The sequence below is a fragment of the Rudaea sp. 3F27F6 genome (assembly GCF_005503555.1).
Classification (GTDB): Bacteria; Pseudomonadota; Gammaproteobacteria; order Xanthomonadales; family Rhodanobacteraceae; genus Rudaea.
In genome coordinates this window covers 387708-401926 of record NZ_SCNG01000004.1, presented here as the reverse complement: position 1 = coordinate 401926, position 14219 = coordinate 387708, and the positions used below count along the sequence as shown (strand labels likewise).

Below are 14219 nucleotides of genomic sequence, written 5' to 3'. Positions count from 1 at the left end.
AAAGGGCGGTGCTTGTACTACAACAAAGGAATCAGCAGCAGCGCGACGATATTGATGATCTTGATCAGCGGATTGACCGCGGGGCCCGCGGTGTCCTTGTACGGATCGCCGACCGTGTCGCCGGTGACCGCGGCCTTGTGCGCGTCCGAGCCCTTGCCGCCGAAGTTGCCGTCCTCGATGTACTTCTTCGCATTGTCCCAGGCGCCGCCGCCCGTGGTCATCGAGATCGCGACGAACAGGCCGGTGACGATGGTGCCGATCAGCAGGCCGCCGAGCGTTTGCGCCGCGGCGACCGGGCCGGCGAGCCATTTGAAGCCGAACACGATGATCACCGGCACGAGCACGGGCAGGATCGAAGGAACCATCATTTCCTTGATCGCCGAGCGCGTCAGCATGTCGACTGCGCGCGAGTAGTCGGGCTTGGTCGTGCCTTCCATGATGCCCTTGATCTCGCGGAACTGGCGGCGGACCTCTTCGACGACCGAGCCGGCCGAGCGGCCGACCGCTTCCATCGCCATCGACGCGAACAGGTACGGAATAAGGCCGCCGATCAACAGGCCGATGATGACGTAGTGATTCGACAGATCGAACGTGATGCCGGCGAGGCCGGGCTGGCTATTGAGATTGTGCGTGTAGTCGGCGAACAGCACGAGCGCGGCAAGGCCGGCCGAGCCGATCGCGTAGCCCTTGGTCACCGCCTTGGTCGTGTTGCCGACCGCGTCGAGCGGGTCGGTCACGGCGCGCACTTCCTTCGGCAGCTCGCTCATTTCGGCGATGCCGCCGGCGTTGTCGGTGATTGGGCCGTAGGCGTCGAGGGCGACGATCATGCCGGTCATCGACAACATTGCCGTGGCGGCGATGGCGATACCGTAGAGGCCGCCGAGTGAATACGCGCCCCAGATCGACGCGCACACCGCGAGCACGGGGTAGGCGGTCGACTTCATCGAGATGCCGATGCCGGCGATGATGTTGGTCGCATGTCCCGTCGTCGAGGCCTGTGCGACGTGACGCACCGGAGCGTACTCGGTCGCGGTGTAGTACTCGGTGATGACGACCATCGCCGCGGTCAGCACAAGGCCGATCAGCGCGCAGAAATAGAGGTTCATCGCACCGATCTTCGCGCCGCCCATCAACTGCGTGGTGATGAAGTAGAACGCGATCGCAGCGATGATCGCCGATACCGCCACGCCTTTGTACAGCGCGTTCATGATCTTCGCGCCGGGCTTGGTCTTGACGAAGAACGTGCCGATGATCGAAGCGATGATCGATACGCCGCCGAGCACGAGCGGATACAGCACGCCGTTCGCGCCGAGGTCGGTTGCGAGCACGCCGCCGAGCAGCATCGTCGCGACCAGGGTGACCGCGTAGGTCTCGAACAGGTCGGCGGCCATACCGGCGCAGTCGCCGACGTTGTCGCCGACGTTGTCCGCGATCACGGCCGGGTTGCGCGGATCGTCCTCGGGGATGCCGGCTTCGACCTTGCCGACCAGATCGGCGCCGACGTCGGCGCCCTTGGTGAAGATGCCGCCGCCGAGGCGGGCGAAGATCGAGATCAGCGACGAGCCGAACGCGAGGCCGACCAATGCGTGCAGCGCGTGTGTCGTATCGAAGCCGAAATGCAGCAGGGCCATGTAATAGCCGGCGACGCCGAGCAGGCCGAGGCCGACGACGAGCATGCCGGTGATCGCGCCGCCGCGGAAGGCGACGTCGAGGGCGGCGGCGAGGCCCGAGCGCGCGGCTTCGGCCGTGCGCACGTTGGCCGCGACCGAGACGTTCATGCCGATGAAGCCGGTGGCGCCCGAGAGAATGGCGCCGATGGCGAAGCCGATCGCGGTCGGCCAGTTCAAGGCGAATCCGATGACCAGGAATAACACCGCGCCGACGATGCCGATCGTCGTGTACTGGCGGTTCAAGTAGGCGCGCGCGCCTTCCTGGATCGCCGCCGCGATCTGCTGCATGCGTTCGTTGCCGGCGGGCTTGGCGAGAATCCAACTTCGCGACCAGACGCCGTAAACAATCGCAAGCAGGGCGCAGATGGGCGCGATCCAGTAACCGTATTGTTGCAACATGCCTTTCTCCCTAGAAACAGGCTGATGGACGGAAACAACGATGGGGCGGTACGGAATAAGCCATCCGAGTATATCCAGCCTCGCAAAGATGGGTAGCTGCGCTGCGGAATGGATTTGTGCGTCGGCGCGATTCCGCCGGCGGGCCCGCTTTCAGCGTCGATGCGGCGCGCGCGCCAGCGCCCAGACTTCGACCCGTGCCACGCCTGCGCGCTTGAGCGTGCGCGCGCATTCGCGCAGAGTCGCGCCGGTCGTCATCACGTCGTCGAGCAGGACGACGCGGGCCGGAGCGCCGGCCGCGGCGAGCGCCTTCGCATCGACTTCGAATGCGCCGCGCAGATTCCTGCGCCGCGCGACCGCGTCGAGATTCGCCTGCGCCGCCGTCGCGCGTGTGCGGCGCAGCAGGCCTGGTGCGAGCGCGATGCGCAAGGCACGCGCGAGCGGCTTGGCCAATTCGAGCGTCTGGTTGTAGCCGCGTTCGCGCAGACGCGTCGCGTGCAGCGGCACCGGCACGACGGCGTCCGGTATATCTGCGATAGTGCCTTGCGCAAGTGCGGCGCGCAGCGCCGTAATCCACAGTTCGCTCAGCACGCGTCCGGCGGCGAGGCTGCGGCCGAATTTGAGTTGAGTCATCAAGAGATCGAGCGGATGGCTGTAGAGAAACGGCGCGTAGGCCGCATCGAACGGCGGCTCGCGCTGCAGGCATTCACCGCACAGTGCCGCGGGCGTTGCCAGCGGCAGGGCGCAGCACGCGCAGGCACTACGGTTCGCTGAGAGATCGGCGGCGCAGGCCGGGCAAAGATCGCGCGGCGTTCCGCTACGCGCACCGCACAACAGGCAGTGCGGCGGTAGCAGCGCGAATTGCAGGCGCCGGCACAGTCTGTCAACCAATGACGGCTGTTTCGGGTTGACAGAAAGTATCGGCATATTCACACTCCGGGCAGTCTACGCCAGCCGCGAGTTTTGCGATGTCAGCCCATCTGCATTCCGTTTCCACGCCCGAAAATCCCAGCCGCGCCGACGTGCTCGCGCTATTCGCCCTGCCGTTCAACGATCTGCTTGCGCGCGCGCACTCCGTGCATCGCGCGCATCACGATGCGAACGCGGTGCAGGTCTCCACCCTGCTTTCGATCAAGACCGGCGGCTGCCCCGAGGACTGCGCCTATTGTCCGCAGAGCGCGCGCTATGCGACCGGGGTGAAGGCCGAGAAACTGATGTCGCTCGACGCCGTGCTCGACAAGGCCAAACAGGCCAAGGCCGCCGGCGCAACGCGCTTCTGCATGGGCGCGGCCTGGCGCTCACCGAAGGACCGCGACGTGGAGAAGGTCGCCGAAATGGTCGGCGCAGTGCGCGCGCTCGGCATGGAAACCTGCGCCACGCTCGGCATGCTCAGCGCGCCGCAGGCGCAGACGCTGAAATCGGCCGGCCTCGACTACTACAACCACAATCTCGACACGGCGCCGGAGTTCTACGGCGAGATCATTCATACGCGCGAGTACCAGGACCGCCTCGACACCCTGGAAAACGTGCGCTCGGCCGGCATGAAAACCTGCTGCGGCGGCATCGTCGGCATGGGCGAATCGCGCGAGCAGCGCGCGGGCCTGCTGCACACCCTGGCGAACCTGCCCGAGCACCCGCAGTCGGTGCCGATCAACCGGCTCGTCCAGGTCGCCGGCACGCCGCTCAGCGGCACGGCCCTGCTCGATCCGTTCGAGTTCGTGCGCACGATCGCGGTCGCGCGCATTTTGATGCCGCGCTCGATGGTGCGCCTCTCCGCGGGCCGCGCCGAGATGAGCGACGAGCTGCAGGCGCTCTGCTTCTTCGCCGGCGCAAATTCGATCTTCTACGGCGAGAAGCTGCTGACAACCGGCAATCCCGACGTCGAGCACGACCAGGCTCTGTTCGCGCGGCTCGGCATTGCGCCGATGCAGGTGGAACTTGAGCCGGGCACGGTGCATGCGGATATCGTCGAGGCGGCCTGACCCTTGGATCGGCATTCCCGCAAAAGCGGGAATCCGCTTCTTCGTGGTCATCAATGCTTCTTGGAAACGGTCTAAAGCGTAAGGCTGGATTCCCGCTTTCGCGGGAATGACGAGCGAAAAGCATGACCCGTCCCGATCTCATCGAACGCCTCGCTTCCGTCCAAGCCGAACGCGCGCGGCAGGATCTGCTGCGCCGGCTGCGCAGCGTCGAGAAAGTCGACGGCGTGCGCATCCGCATCGACGGCAAGACCCTGGTCAATTTCGCCAGCAACGATTATCTCGGCCTGGCCCAGCATCCGAGCTTGCAGGAAGCGCTGATCCGCGCGGCGCGGCAGTGGGGCGTCGGCGCGACCGCGGCGCATCTGCTCGGCGGTCATCGCGAAGAGCACGAAGCGCTCGAAGACAAGCTCGCGAGCTGGACGCGGCGCAAATGCGCGCTGCTGTTCTCGACCGGCTACATGGCCAATCTCGGCGCGATCCAGACCTTGCTCGGCGACGGCGACGTCTGTGTGCAGGACAAGCTCAACCACGCCTGCCTGATCGACGGCGCGCGATTGTCCGGTGCGACGCTCAAGCGCTACGTGCACGCCGATGTCGGCAGCGCGCGGCGGCAACTCGAATCGTCCGCCGACCACGCCGCCCTCGTCGCCACCGACGGTGTATTCAGCATGGACGGTGACATCGCGCCGTTGGGCGAACTCGCCGGGCTGTGCAAGGCGCAGCAGGCGACCCTGATGGTCGACGACGCCCACGGCATCGGTGTGCTCGGCGAGGAAGGCGCCGGCAGTCTCGTCGAAGCGAAATTGAAGCAGGACGATGCGCCGGTGCTGATGGCGACGCTCGGCAAGGCGCTCGGCGTCGGCGGCGCCTTCGTCGCCGGCAGCAAGGCGCTGATCGACGGCCTCGTCCAGTTCGCCCGCCCCCACGTCTACACGACGGCGATGCCTCCCGCGCTCGCCGCAGCGACAAGCGCGGCGGTCGACATCGCGCGTTTCGAGGATTGGCGGCGGGCCAAGCTCGGCCGCCTCGTCGCTCACTTCTGTGCGGGTGCGAGCGAGCGCGGCATTGATCTGGTCGCATCGCGCACGCCGATCCAGCCCGTGCTGATCGGCGCGAGTCGTGCGGCACTGATCGCTTCGCGGCGTCTGGAAAGCGACGGCTACTACGTGCCTGCCATTCGTCCGCCGACGGTCGCGCAAGGTAAGGCGCGGCTGCGCGTCACCTTGTCAGCGCTGCACGAAGAAGCCGACGTGGAAAAACTCCTCAACGCGCTTGCACGCGCGATCGCGCATGCGCGCCGCGAAGGTGGCGACAAGAGCAAAGCCAAGGTCTGAGCACGGGGAAAGAAATTCAGATGGTTCATTTGCTCCTTTCGGTGCTCTCTGTGTATTGCGTGGCTCAAGCTGTTCTTTTTCGAATTCGACTGAAAAACCATTCATGACTTTGCATATCGAAACGGTCGGCGCCGGCCCCGACCTGGTGTTGATCCACGGTTGGGCCATGCACGGCGGCATCTTCGCGCCGTTGACGCCGCTGCTCGCGGAGCGTTTCCGCGTGCATCTGGTCGATTTGCCGGGTCACGGTTTCAGCCGCGACGACGCGGCGGTGGTCGACGCCCGGGACTGGGCGGCACGTATCGCCGCGGCTACGCCGCAGCGCGCGCTGTGGGTCGGCTGGTCAATGGGCGGACTTGTCGCCCTGCATGCCGCGCTCGATGCGCCCGAACATGTGCGCGGCCTCGTTGAGATCGCCGAATCGCCGCGTCTGCTGAGCGCGCCCGATTGGCCGCACGCCGTCGCACCCAACGTTCTCACCGAATTCGGCACCGGTCTGCAGCGCGACTACTGCCGCGCGATCGAGCGTTTTCTCGCCCTCGAACTGATCGGCAGCGCGAATGCGCAGTCGATGCTGCGCGATCTCAAGGCGCGCGTATTCGAGCGCGGCGAACCGCCGATGCGCGTGCTCGTCGACGGACTGCGCGTACTCGAAACTTCGGACTTGCGCGCACGTATCGCCGAACTGCGCATGCCGAGTCTCTGGATCGCCGGGCGGCGCGACCGTTTGATCTCGTCCGAAGCGATGCGCTGGTCATCGCAGCAGAGTGCCGGCGGCGAGTTCGTCGAAATCGACTCGGGCCATGCGCCGTTCCTGAGCCATCCGCAGGAAGTGGCCGAAGCGATCTTCGATTTCGCGGACAGATTGCCCGCGCTGACTGTGCCTGATTCAAACCAGCCGGGCTCGACCGATTCGACTCTTCCGCACGAGGCGCACGAAAGCCGCGCCCCTGCACGCGCATGACGCCGCCGTTCGATACGCGCCAGGTGCGCCGCGCTTTCGGCCGCGCCGCGTCGAGCTACGAGGCGAACGCCGTGCTTCAGCGCGAGGTCGAGCAGCGCCTGCTCGAACGTCTCGACTACGTGGAAGCGGCGCCCGCGCGCGTGCTCGATCTCGGCTGCGGTCCGGGCCATGCGGCGCAGGCCATGCGCACGCGCTGGAAAGGCGCGCAGGTGATAGCGCTCGATGCGGCATTGCCGATGTTGAACCGGATCAAGCCCGCGTGGCTGCGTCCGCTCGCGCGTGTCAATGCCGATGCGCGCGCGCTGCCGTTCGCCGACGCGAGTATCGACGTGATCTATTCGAACCTCTGCGTCCAGTGGATCGACGACCTGCCCGCGCTGTTCGATGAATTCCGCCGCGTGCTGCGTCCCGGCGGTTACCTCGCGCTGTCGACTTTCGGTCCCGACACCTTGCACGAGCTGCGTGCCGCATGGGCGCAGACGGACCGGTCGCCGCACGTCAGCCAGTTCGCCGATATCGCGCGCGTCGGCGACGCGCTGATGTATGGCGGGTTCCGCGATCCCGTGCTCGATGCCGAGCATTTCACCCTGACGTACAAGGAAGCGCCGACCTTGATGCGCGAGCTGAAAGCGATCGGCGCGACCAACGCCGACCCGGCGCGCGCACGCGGCCTGACCGGGCGTGCGCACTATCGCCGTGCGATCGAGGCATACGAGGCCTTTCGCGCCGACGGCCTGCTGCCGGCGACTTACGAAGTCATCTACGCGCATGCCTGGGCGCCCGATCCGGGCCAGCCGCGCCGCGGCCGCGGTGGCGGCGAGATCGCAAGTTTTCCACTCGAGCGCCTGCGCGGCTCGCGGCGCTAAAGCGCTTCATCGCATCCGGCAGAATGATTGCGTCATGAATGTCGACTGGAGCGATCTACGGATATTCCTCGCCGTGGCGCGCAGCGGATCGCTCGGCGCCGCGGCGCGCCTGCTCGGACTGAGCCACCCGACCGTAGGGCGCCGCCTGCGCGCGTTGGAAAAGGACGCCGGCTACGCATTGGTTCAGCGCCACAGCGACGGCGTCGTGCTGACTGATGCGGGCGAAGCCGCGTTGCGCTGGGCGGAGCAGATGGAAGCCAACGCCTTGGCCATGCAGCGGCAACTGGCCGGCGACCATGCCAAGCCCGAAGGCGCACTGCGCATCTCCGCGCCCGACTGGTTCGCCGCCTACGTGCTGCCATGCGTGCTCGAAGAGCTGATCCTGCGCCACCCGGGCATCACGGCTGAAGTGCTCGCGGATACGCGGTTGTTCGATCTGTCGCGGCGCGAGGCGGATATCGCATTCCGTGTGGTGCCTTTCACCGAGCCGAACATCGTGCAGCGGCATTTGATGCGCGTCGACTACGCCGCTTACGTCGCGCGCGATGCACCCGATCCGAATATCGACGGCGGCGCCGCAACGAACCTGTTGCTGATGACGCAAACCGAGCGCCATCGCTATCCCGAAGTCGATTGGCTGCAGCGCATGCTGCCGCGCGCGCGCAGCGTCTTCAGCGGCAACCATCGCCATCTGCAGGCGCGACTGTGCGAGCGCGGCCTCGGCGTCGCGGTCCTGCCGTGTCCGCTCGGCGATCGGACGGAAGGACTGCGGTGCGTCGATCTCGGCGATGCGCCGCCGGCGCGCGACGTCTGGATGGGTTATCACGAAGACGTGCGCGGGATGGATCGCCTGCGTGCCATGGCCGAGATCGCCGTGCGCTTGCTCGGCGCCCCGGTCGGCTCGTGATCGAACAATTTTGAACGGGCGGCCTGCGCGGCCGTCAGTGTTCGCGCGCGCATGCGTGGAGCATTCTCGACGCTCTTTCGTATCGAGGAGTGCCTGCATGTACCGCGAAATTCTCTCGTCCCGACCGTTGGCCGTCGCGCTGACCGCATTGGCTGCCGTCGCGTCTTCCGCTACCGATGTGGATGCCGCAGAGCAGGCCGGCGTGCGCAAGATGCGCCTAGGCGAATTCACCATCGTCGCGCTCTCGGACGGAACGTTCGACCTCGATGCCGACACGCTGCTGATCGCCGACTCGCCCAGCAAAGTCCCAGGCTTGTTGGAAAAGGCGACGTTGCCGAAACGCGTGCCCACGACCGTCAACGCCTATCTGATCGACACGGGCGGCCAGCGCGTTCTTATCGATGCCGGCGCGGGGCAATTGCAAGGCGCCGGCCTGGGCAAACTGGAAAGCCGGCTGCACGCGGCCGGCTATGCGCCGGAGACGATCGACGCGATCCTGGTCACACATCTGCATCCGGATCACGTCGGCGGCATTGCGCGCGGTGGGCGCGCAGTGTTTCCGAACGCGACCGTCTATGCCGAGGCGCGCGAAGCGGCGTTCTGGCAGGACAAAGACAATCTCGGCAAAGTCGATCCGAGCGTGCGTGCGAGTTTCGACGGCGTGACGGTTTCACTGCGCCCCTATATTGCCGCGCATCGCTTCGCCACATTCGAGACCGGTGCCAAACTTGTTGCGGGCATCACGGCGGTGAATATGGACGGCCATACGGTCGGCCACACCGGTTATCGCATTCACAGCCAGCAGCAGGATCTCGTCGTCTGCGGCGATGTGCTGCACGTCGCCGCGGTGCAGATCGCCGATCCGCAGATCGCGATCCACTACGACAGCGAGCCGCGGCGCGCACGCGTCACTCGCGAGGCGCTGTTCGCCGACGCTGCAGCGCAGGGCTACTGGCTCGCGGCGGCGCATGCGCCGTTTCCGGGCATCGGCCGTATTCGCCGGATCGACGGCACGTACGTTTGGCAACCGTTGCCACCTACCGCGCCGTGAAATAACGGCGGATACGCAGCATTGCGCCCGCGCAAATACGTGGGCACATGCGCGTTCGAGCGAGAATTACACTTCGTCGTGGCGAAAGCAGGTGACGAGATGGTCGTTGACCATGCCGGTCGCCTGCATATGCGCGTAGATGATCGTCGAGCCGACGAAGTTGAAGCCGCGCTTCTGCATGTCCTTGCTGAGCTTGTCGGACAGATCCGTGCGCGGCGGCACGTCGCCGTGGCCGCGGCGATGGCTGCGGATCGGCTTGCCGTCGACGAAGGACCAGAAATAGGCGTCGAGACTGCCGACTTCGTCGATGACCTTGAGCGCCGCGCGCGCGTTGTTGCGTGCCGACCAGACCTTCTGCCGGTTGCGGATGATGCCGGGATCGAGCAGCAGCTTTTCCAGCGCCGCGTCGGTCATGCGCGCGACGCGGCCGATGTCGAAGCCGTGGAACACGCGCCGATAAGCCTCGCGCTTGTTCAGCACAGTCGACCAGGACAGGCCGGCCTGGGCGCCTTCGAGCACGAGGAATTCGAACAGTTTGTCGTCGTCGTGCAGCGGCACGCCCCATTCTTCGTCGTGGTAGGCGAGATAGAGATCGTTGCCGCCGTCTGCCCAGCGGCAGCGGACAAGGGGTTTCGATTTCGCCGTCATGGGCCGACCACCTGCGCAGTCCAATTCGGCAGATTGTAGTAGTTGGTCACGCGCGTGATGCGGCCGTCGCGGATATCGAAGAACGCCCCGGCGGGCAATACATATTTCTGCCCGTTCGCCGGCGGCAGGCCTTCGTCGGTGGCGAGGTATTCGCCGTGGACGACGAATTCGGCGCTGCCGCGGTCGCCGTTCTCTGCGGCCATCACGACGATGTCGCGCAACTGCTCGCGGTAGCAGCGCTCCATGTGCGCGAGAAAAGCACGGAACGCGGGCTTGCCGGTTTCGTGCTTGCCCTGGTTGATGTCGTGCACCACGTCTTCGCTCAGGCAGCCGAGCATGCCGTCCCAGTCGCCGGCATTGAAGGCGGCGTAGTAGCGGCGGATCAGATCGACGGTGGCGTTGCTCATAGTGGATTCCAGGCCTGATGAAAAAGGGAGCGGTCGGAATGGCCGCGGGTCGATCACGCGATCGAGAACGGGCGCCGGATTTTCGTCAGCGCGCGCCGCTTCGATGCGTCCGCGATCGGGCAAGTCCGCAAGCTACGGGGCTTGCCAGGGCAGCCGATCGAGATCGACATTGCCGCCGGAGAAAATCACGCCGACGCGGCGCCCGCGGAAAATTTCGGGATGGGCGAGGATCGCCGCCAGCGCGATCGCCGAAGACGGTTCGATCACGATCTTCATGCGCTCGAAGACGAGGCGTTGCGCCGCGATCGTGTGCGCATCGTCGACCGGCAATACGCGAATGTCGTGATGACGCAGCAGGGCGAAATTGATCTCGCCGAGCAGGCCGCGCAGGCCGTCGCAGACAGTGTCCGCGACGATGTCGGTGAAGCGCGCGCCGCGGCGCAGGGATTCGTAGGCGTCGGCGGCGCCGGTCGGTTCGGCGGCATAGACCTCGATGCCGGACTGCAGCGCTTTGGCCGCGATCGCGCTGCCGCCGATCAGGCCGCCGCCGCCGATCGGTGCGATCAGCGCGTCGAGTTCGCCGACTTCGGACAGCAATTCCAGCGCGGCCGTGCCCTGGCCGGCGATCACGCGCGCGTCTGCGTAGGGATGCACGAGTTCGGCGCCGGTCTCGGCTTGGACTTTCGCCGCAGCGGCTTCGCGCGCCGCGATCGTCGGCGCGCAGAAATGCAGCTTCGCACCGTAGGCTTCGATCGCCGCGAGTTTGGTCTTGACCGCGTTCTCGGGCACGACGACGTGGACGGGAATGCCGCGCGTGCGCGCCGCGAGCGCCAGCGCCGCGCCGTGATTGCCCGAAGAATGAGTGACGACGCCTCGTGCGGCGGTCTCGTCGGACAGCGACCAGACCGCATTGCAGGCGCCGCGGAACTTGAATGCGCCGACGCGCTGGAAGTTCTCGCACTTGAACGAGAGCGTCGCGCCGGCGAGCGCATCGATGCCGCGCGAACGCAGCACGGGTGTGCGCGTCGCGTGCGGCGCAATGCGCTTGGCTGCGCGCTCGACGTCGGCGAAAACCGGCAGGCCCGCAGCCGCGGGCGAAGGATGTTGGGACGATTCGGACATGGGCACGATCATAACCCGATCGTGCGGTGCGGCCACGCTGTGCCGTGGCTGCGACAGTTCGCCCGGCGGCAGCCGCCTCAGCGGTCCTGCGGCAGCCTGCTCAGTGCGGCGCTGACGCGTGCGTGCTTGTTCTGCAGACTCTCGATCGTGCTCTGCTGTTCAGTGTCCTGACGGCGATTGGCGTCTTCCATCGCCATTTCCAGACGGCCCAATTCGATCATGAGGTCGTGGCGCAGGTGCTGCACGCTGCTGATGCTGGTGTGGTTCTCGGTCAACATGATTCGGCTTGAGGCGTTCTTCTTCCAACCCGGGTTTCGGGTCAAGTCAGTTCAGCAAGGGTCGTGCCATTCTGCGATTTGCAGAAAATGTGAACTGGTTTTAGAAAATAACGAGATTTTCGACACACAAAAACCTCTTTTTTTCGCATCACCCGCGGTACAATGTTTCGGCAGTGGCTCGCCCTTGCACAGAAACCCGGGGCAAGTGACGCAAAACGTCCAAACTTGACGTGAAGCGAAAGCCGAAGGTACGGTAGGGGCGAATCAGAGTTGCGGCGGTGTGGGTAGTTTCACGTTTTTGTAGCACGTCCGGAGTTACTCTACGGACCGTTGCTTCGAGACGCCGAAGAGGCGTCCAACGCGGGAAAGTTGCAGAGCGAGTCGCTCGCAAAGAATATAGGGTTACTGGCGCCCGGCATACGGTCCTCTTGGATTCCCCCTGTTCCTAAGACCGCCGGGCGCCAGCCTTTCCTCCTGAAATCCCTTCGCTCAATCCCTGCTGCGTCCTTCGGACTCGCGCGAATCGGCCCCTGAGCCCAATTATCAGCGCGCTTTAGCTGCGCTGTGCGTTCATCCGAAGTGCGTCGGAGTAAGAGCAGGAACCGTGCCAAACACGGGCTGGTATACTTTCGCACCGTAACCCCATGATGGAGTGCGCCGCGCTTTCGCCGGCTTTGCCATGAACTTCGACCAGCAATTCGACGTCATCGTCGTCGGCGGCGGCCATGCCGGCACCGAGGCTGCGCTTGCCGCGGCGCGGCTCGGTGCGCGCACGCTGCTGTTGACGCACAACATCGAAACGCTCGGCCAGATGAGCTGCAATCCGGCCATCGGCGGCATTGGCAAGGGCCATCTGGTCAAGGAGATCGACGCGCTCGGCGGCGTGATGGCGCAAGGCGCGGACCGCGCCGGCATTCAATGGCGCACGCTCAACGCCTCGAAGGGGCCGGCCGTGCGCGCCACGCGCTGCCAGGCCGACCGCGCCTTATATAAGGCCTACATCCGCGAGCGCCTGGAGACGCAGCCGAACCTGGCGATCTTCCAGCAGGCCGTCGAAGACATGACCGTCGAGGGGCAGAAAGTGACCGGTGTGGTCACCCAGATGGGCTTGGTCTTCCGCGCGCGCTGCATCGTGCTGACCGCGGGCACCTTCCTCGCCGGCAAGATCCATATCGGTTTCGAGAATTACGCGGGCGGCCGCGCGGGCGATCCGCCGGCGCAGCGTCTCGCCGCGCGCATGCGCGAGCTGCCGCTGGCAGTCGATCGGCTCAAGACCGGCACGCCGCCGCGTCTCGACGGGCGCAGTATCGATTTCGCCGCACTTGCCGAGCAGCCTGGCGATACGCCGGTGCCGGTGTTCTCGTTCTGGGGCGACGCGGCCGATCATCCGCGCCAGGTGCCGTGCTGGATCACGCACACGAGCGAGCGCACCCACGAAGTCATCCGTGCCGGCCTGGACCGCTCGCCTCTATATACGGGCAAGATCGAAGGCGTCGGTCCGCGCTACTGTCCGTCGATCGAGGACAAAGTGGTGCGCTTCGCCGAGAAAGCCTCGCACCAGATCTTCCTCGAACCCGAGGGCCTCGGCACGACCGAGATTTATCCGAACGGCATCTCGACCTCGCTGCCGTTCGACGTGCAGCTCGAACTGGTGCGTTCGATCAAGGGACTGGAGAACGCGCACATCACGCGGCCCGGCTACGCTATCGAGTACGACTACTTCGATCCGCGTGGACTCAAGGCGTCGCTCGAGACCAAGGCGATCGAAGGCCTGTACTTCGCCGGCCAGATCAACGGCACCACGGGCTACGAGGAAGCGGCGGCACAGGGCCTGATCGCGGGCATCAACGCCGCACGCAATTCGCGCGGCGAAGAAGCGTGGACGCCGCGCCGCGACGAGGCTTACATCGGCGTGCTGATCGACGATCTGATCACCAACGGCACGCGCGAGCCGTACCGCATGTTCACTTCGCGCGCGGAATACCGCCTCAACCTGCGTGAGGACAATGCCGACCTGCGCCTGTGCGACAAGGGCCACGAACTCGGCAGCCTCGACGGCGCGCGTTACGACGCTTTCCGCAGCAAGCGCGAGGCGATCGAGACCGAGACTGCGCGGCTGAAGTCGCTCTGGGCCGCGCCGAACAACGCGCTGGGTCGCGAGATCGCCGCGTCGATCGGCGTCGAGCTGTCGCGCGAGACCCACGCGCTCGACCTGCTGCGCCGCCCTGAACTCGATTACGCGCAGTTGATGCGTGTGCCAACCCTGGCGCCCGGCGTGGGCGACGCGCGCGTCGCCGAGCAAGTACAGATTTCGGCCAAGTACTCGGGCTACCTCGAACGCCAGAACGAGGAAATCGAGCGTCAGCGCCGGCACGAGGACACGCCGATTCCGGCCGGTTTCGACTTCACCCAGGTGCATGGCCTCTCGGCCGAAGTCACACAGAAACTCAAATCCGTGCAACCGCAGACGGTCGGCCAGGCGATGCGCATTTCCGGCGTCACCCCTGCGGCGATTTCGCTGTTGCTCGTGCATCTGAAACGCGGCCAGCGCCGCGTAGCCTGAACAGCGCCCCCCGATTCCAGCCCGATCGTCA

At 65.8% G+C, this 14219-nt stretch carries 13 protein-coding genes; 7 read left to right on the top strand and 6 right to left on the bottom strand.

All coding sequences use genetic code 11. From position 1 onward, the window contains the following. Positions 1-17: 17 nt before the first annotated feature. Both FFS30_RS17145 and FFS30_RS17140 read right to left on the bottom strand, forming a co-directional pair. Positions 18-2069: a sodium-translocating pyrophosphatase gene (locus tag FFS30_RS17145; protein ID WP_137914392.1), complete on the bottom strand. Its 2052-nt coding sequence runs from the start codon at positions 2067-2069 to the stop codon at positions 18-20. Between the two features lie 150 nt (positions 2070-2219). Beyond that, positions 2220-2993 carry a ComF family protein gene (locus FFS30_RS17140; protein WP_137914391.1) on the bottom strand — a complete coding sequence of 258 codons (774 nt, stop codon included), beginning with the start codon at positions 2991-2993 and terminating at the stop codon, positions 2220-2222. Positions 2994-3034: 41 nt separating this feature from the next. On the opposite strand from FFS30_RS17140, the gene bioB reads away from it, so the two are divergent. From bioB to FFS30_RS17110, 6 genes are all read left to right on the top strand, one after another. After that, the gene (bioB, locus tag FFS30_RS17135; RefSeq protein WP_137914390.1) at positions 3035-4048 is read left to right on the top strand and encodes a biotin synthase BioB; all 1014 of its coding nucleotides are present in this window, start codon (positions 3035-3037) and stop codon (positions 4046-4048) included. Positions 4049-4170: 122 nt separating this feature from the next. After that, entirely contained in the window at positions 4171-5382 is a 1212-nt protein-coding gene (bioF, locus tag FFS30_RS17130) for an 8-amino-7-oxononanoate synthase (protein ID WP_137914389.1), read from the top strand. 109 nt (positions 5383-5491) lie between these two features. Beyond that, positions 5492-6346 carry a pimeloyl-ACP methyl ester esterase BioH gene (gene bioH, locus FFS30_RS17125; RefSeq protein ID WP_171014699.1) on the top strand — a complete coding sequence of 285 codons (855 nt, stop codon included), beginning with the start codon at positions 5492-5494 and terminating at the stop codon, positions 6344-6346. After that, positions 6343-7212, top strand: a complete 870-nt coding sequence (gene bioC, locus FFS30_RS17120) for a malonyl-ACP O-methyltransferase BioC (RefSeq protein WP_137914387.1) — start codon at positions 6343-6345, stop codon at positions 7210-7212. Before bioH ends, bioC begins: the two co-directional genes overlap by 4 nt. Positions 7213-7246: 34 nt before the next feature. Next, a complete protein-coding gene (locus tag FFS30_RS17115) occupies positions 7247-8119 on the top strand; it encodes a LysR family transcriptional regulator (RefSeq protein WP_137914386.1) in 873 nt (290 codons plus the stop codon). Between the two features lie 97 nt (positions 8120-8216). Then, on the top strand, positions 8217-9170 hold the full coding sequence (locus FFS30_RS17110; protein ID WP_171014690.1) for an MBL fold metallo-hydrolase: 954 nt from the start codon (positions 8217-8219) through the stop codon (positions 9168-9170). Between the two features lie 66 nt (positions 9171-9236). Here the strand turns inward: FFS30_RS17110 and FFS30_RS17105 are convergent, their stop codons facing one another. The 4 genes from FFS30_RS17105 to FFS30_RS17090 all read right to left on the bottom strand — a co-directional run bounded on the left by FFS30_RS17105 (position 9237) and on the right by FFS30_RS17090 (position 11625). Then, complete coding sequence (locus FFS30_RS17105; protein ID WP_137914384.1) at positions 9237-9818, bottom strand: DNA-3-methyladenine glycosylase I; 582 nt, start codon at positions 9816-9818, stop codon at positions 9237-9239. After that, a complete protein-coding gene (locus FFS30_RS17100; protein ID WP_137914383.1) occupies positions 9815-10225 on the bottom strand; it encodes a ketosteroid isomerase-related protein in 411 nt (136 codons plus the stop codon). The genes FFS30_RS17105 and FFS30_RS17100 overlap by 4 nt, the downstream gene beginning before the upstream one ends. A 132-nt stretch (positions 10226-10357) precedes the next feature. Beyond that, complete coding sequence (locus FFS30_RS17095; RefSeq protein ID WP_137914382.1) at positions 10358-11347, bottom strand: pyridoxal-phosphate dependent enzyme; 990 nt, start codon at positions 11345-11347, stop codon at positions 10358-10360. Positions 11348-11424: 77 nt separating this feature from the next. Continuing rightward, positions 11425-11625, bottom strand: coding sequence for a hypothetical protein (locus FFS30_RS17090; RefSeq protein WP_137914381.1), 201 nt, complete (start codon positions 11623-11625; stop codon positions 11425-11427). 679 nt (positions 11626-12304) lie between these two features. Between FFS30_RS17090 and mnmG the strand changes: the two genes are divergently transcribed. Continuing rightward, positions 12305-14188 (top strand): tRNA uridine-5-carboxymethylaminomethyl(34) synthesis enzyme MnmG, encoded by a 1884-nt coding sequence (gene mnmG, locus FFS30_RS17085; protein ID WP_137914380.1) that lies wholly within the window; start codon positions 12305-12307, stop codon positions 14186-14188. The last annotated feature ends 31 nt before the right edge of the window (positions 14189-14219 follow it).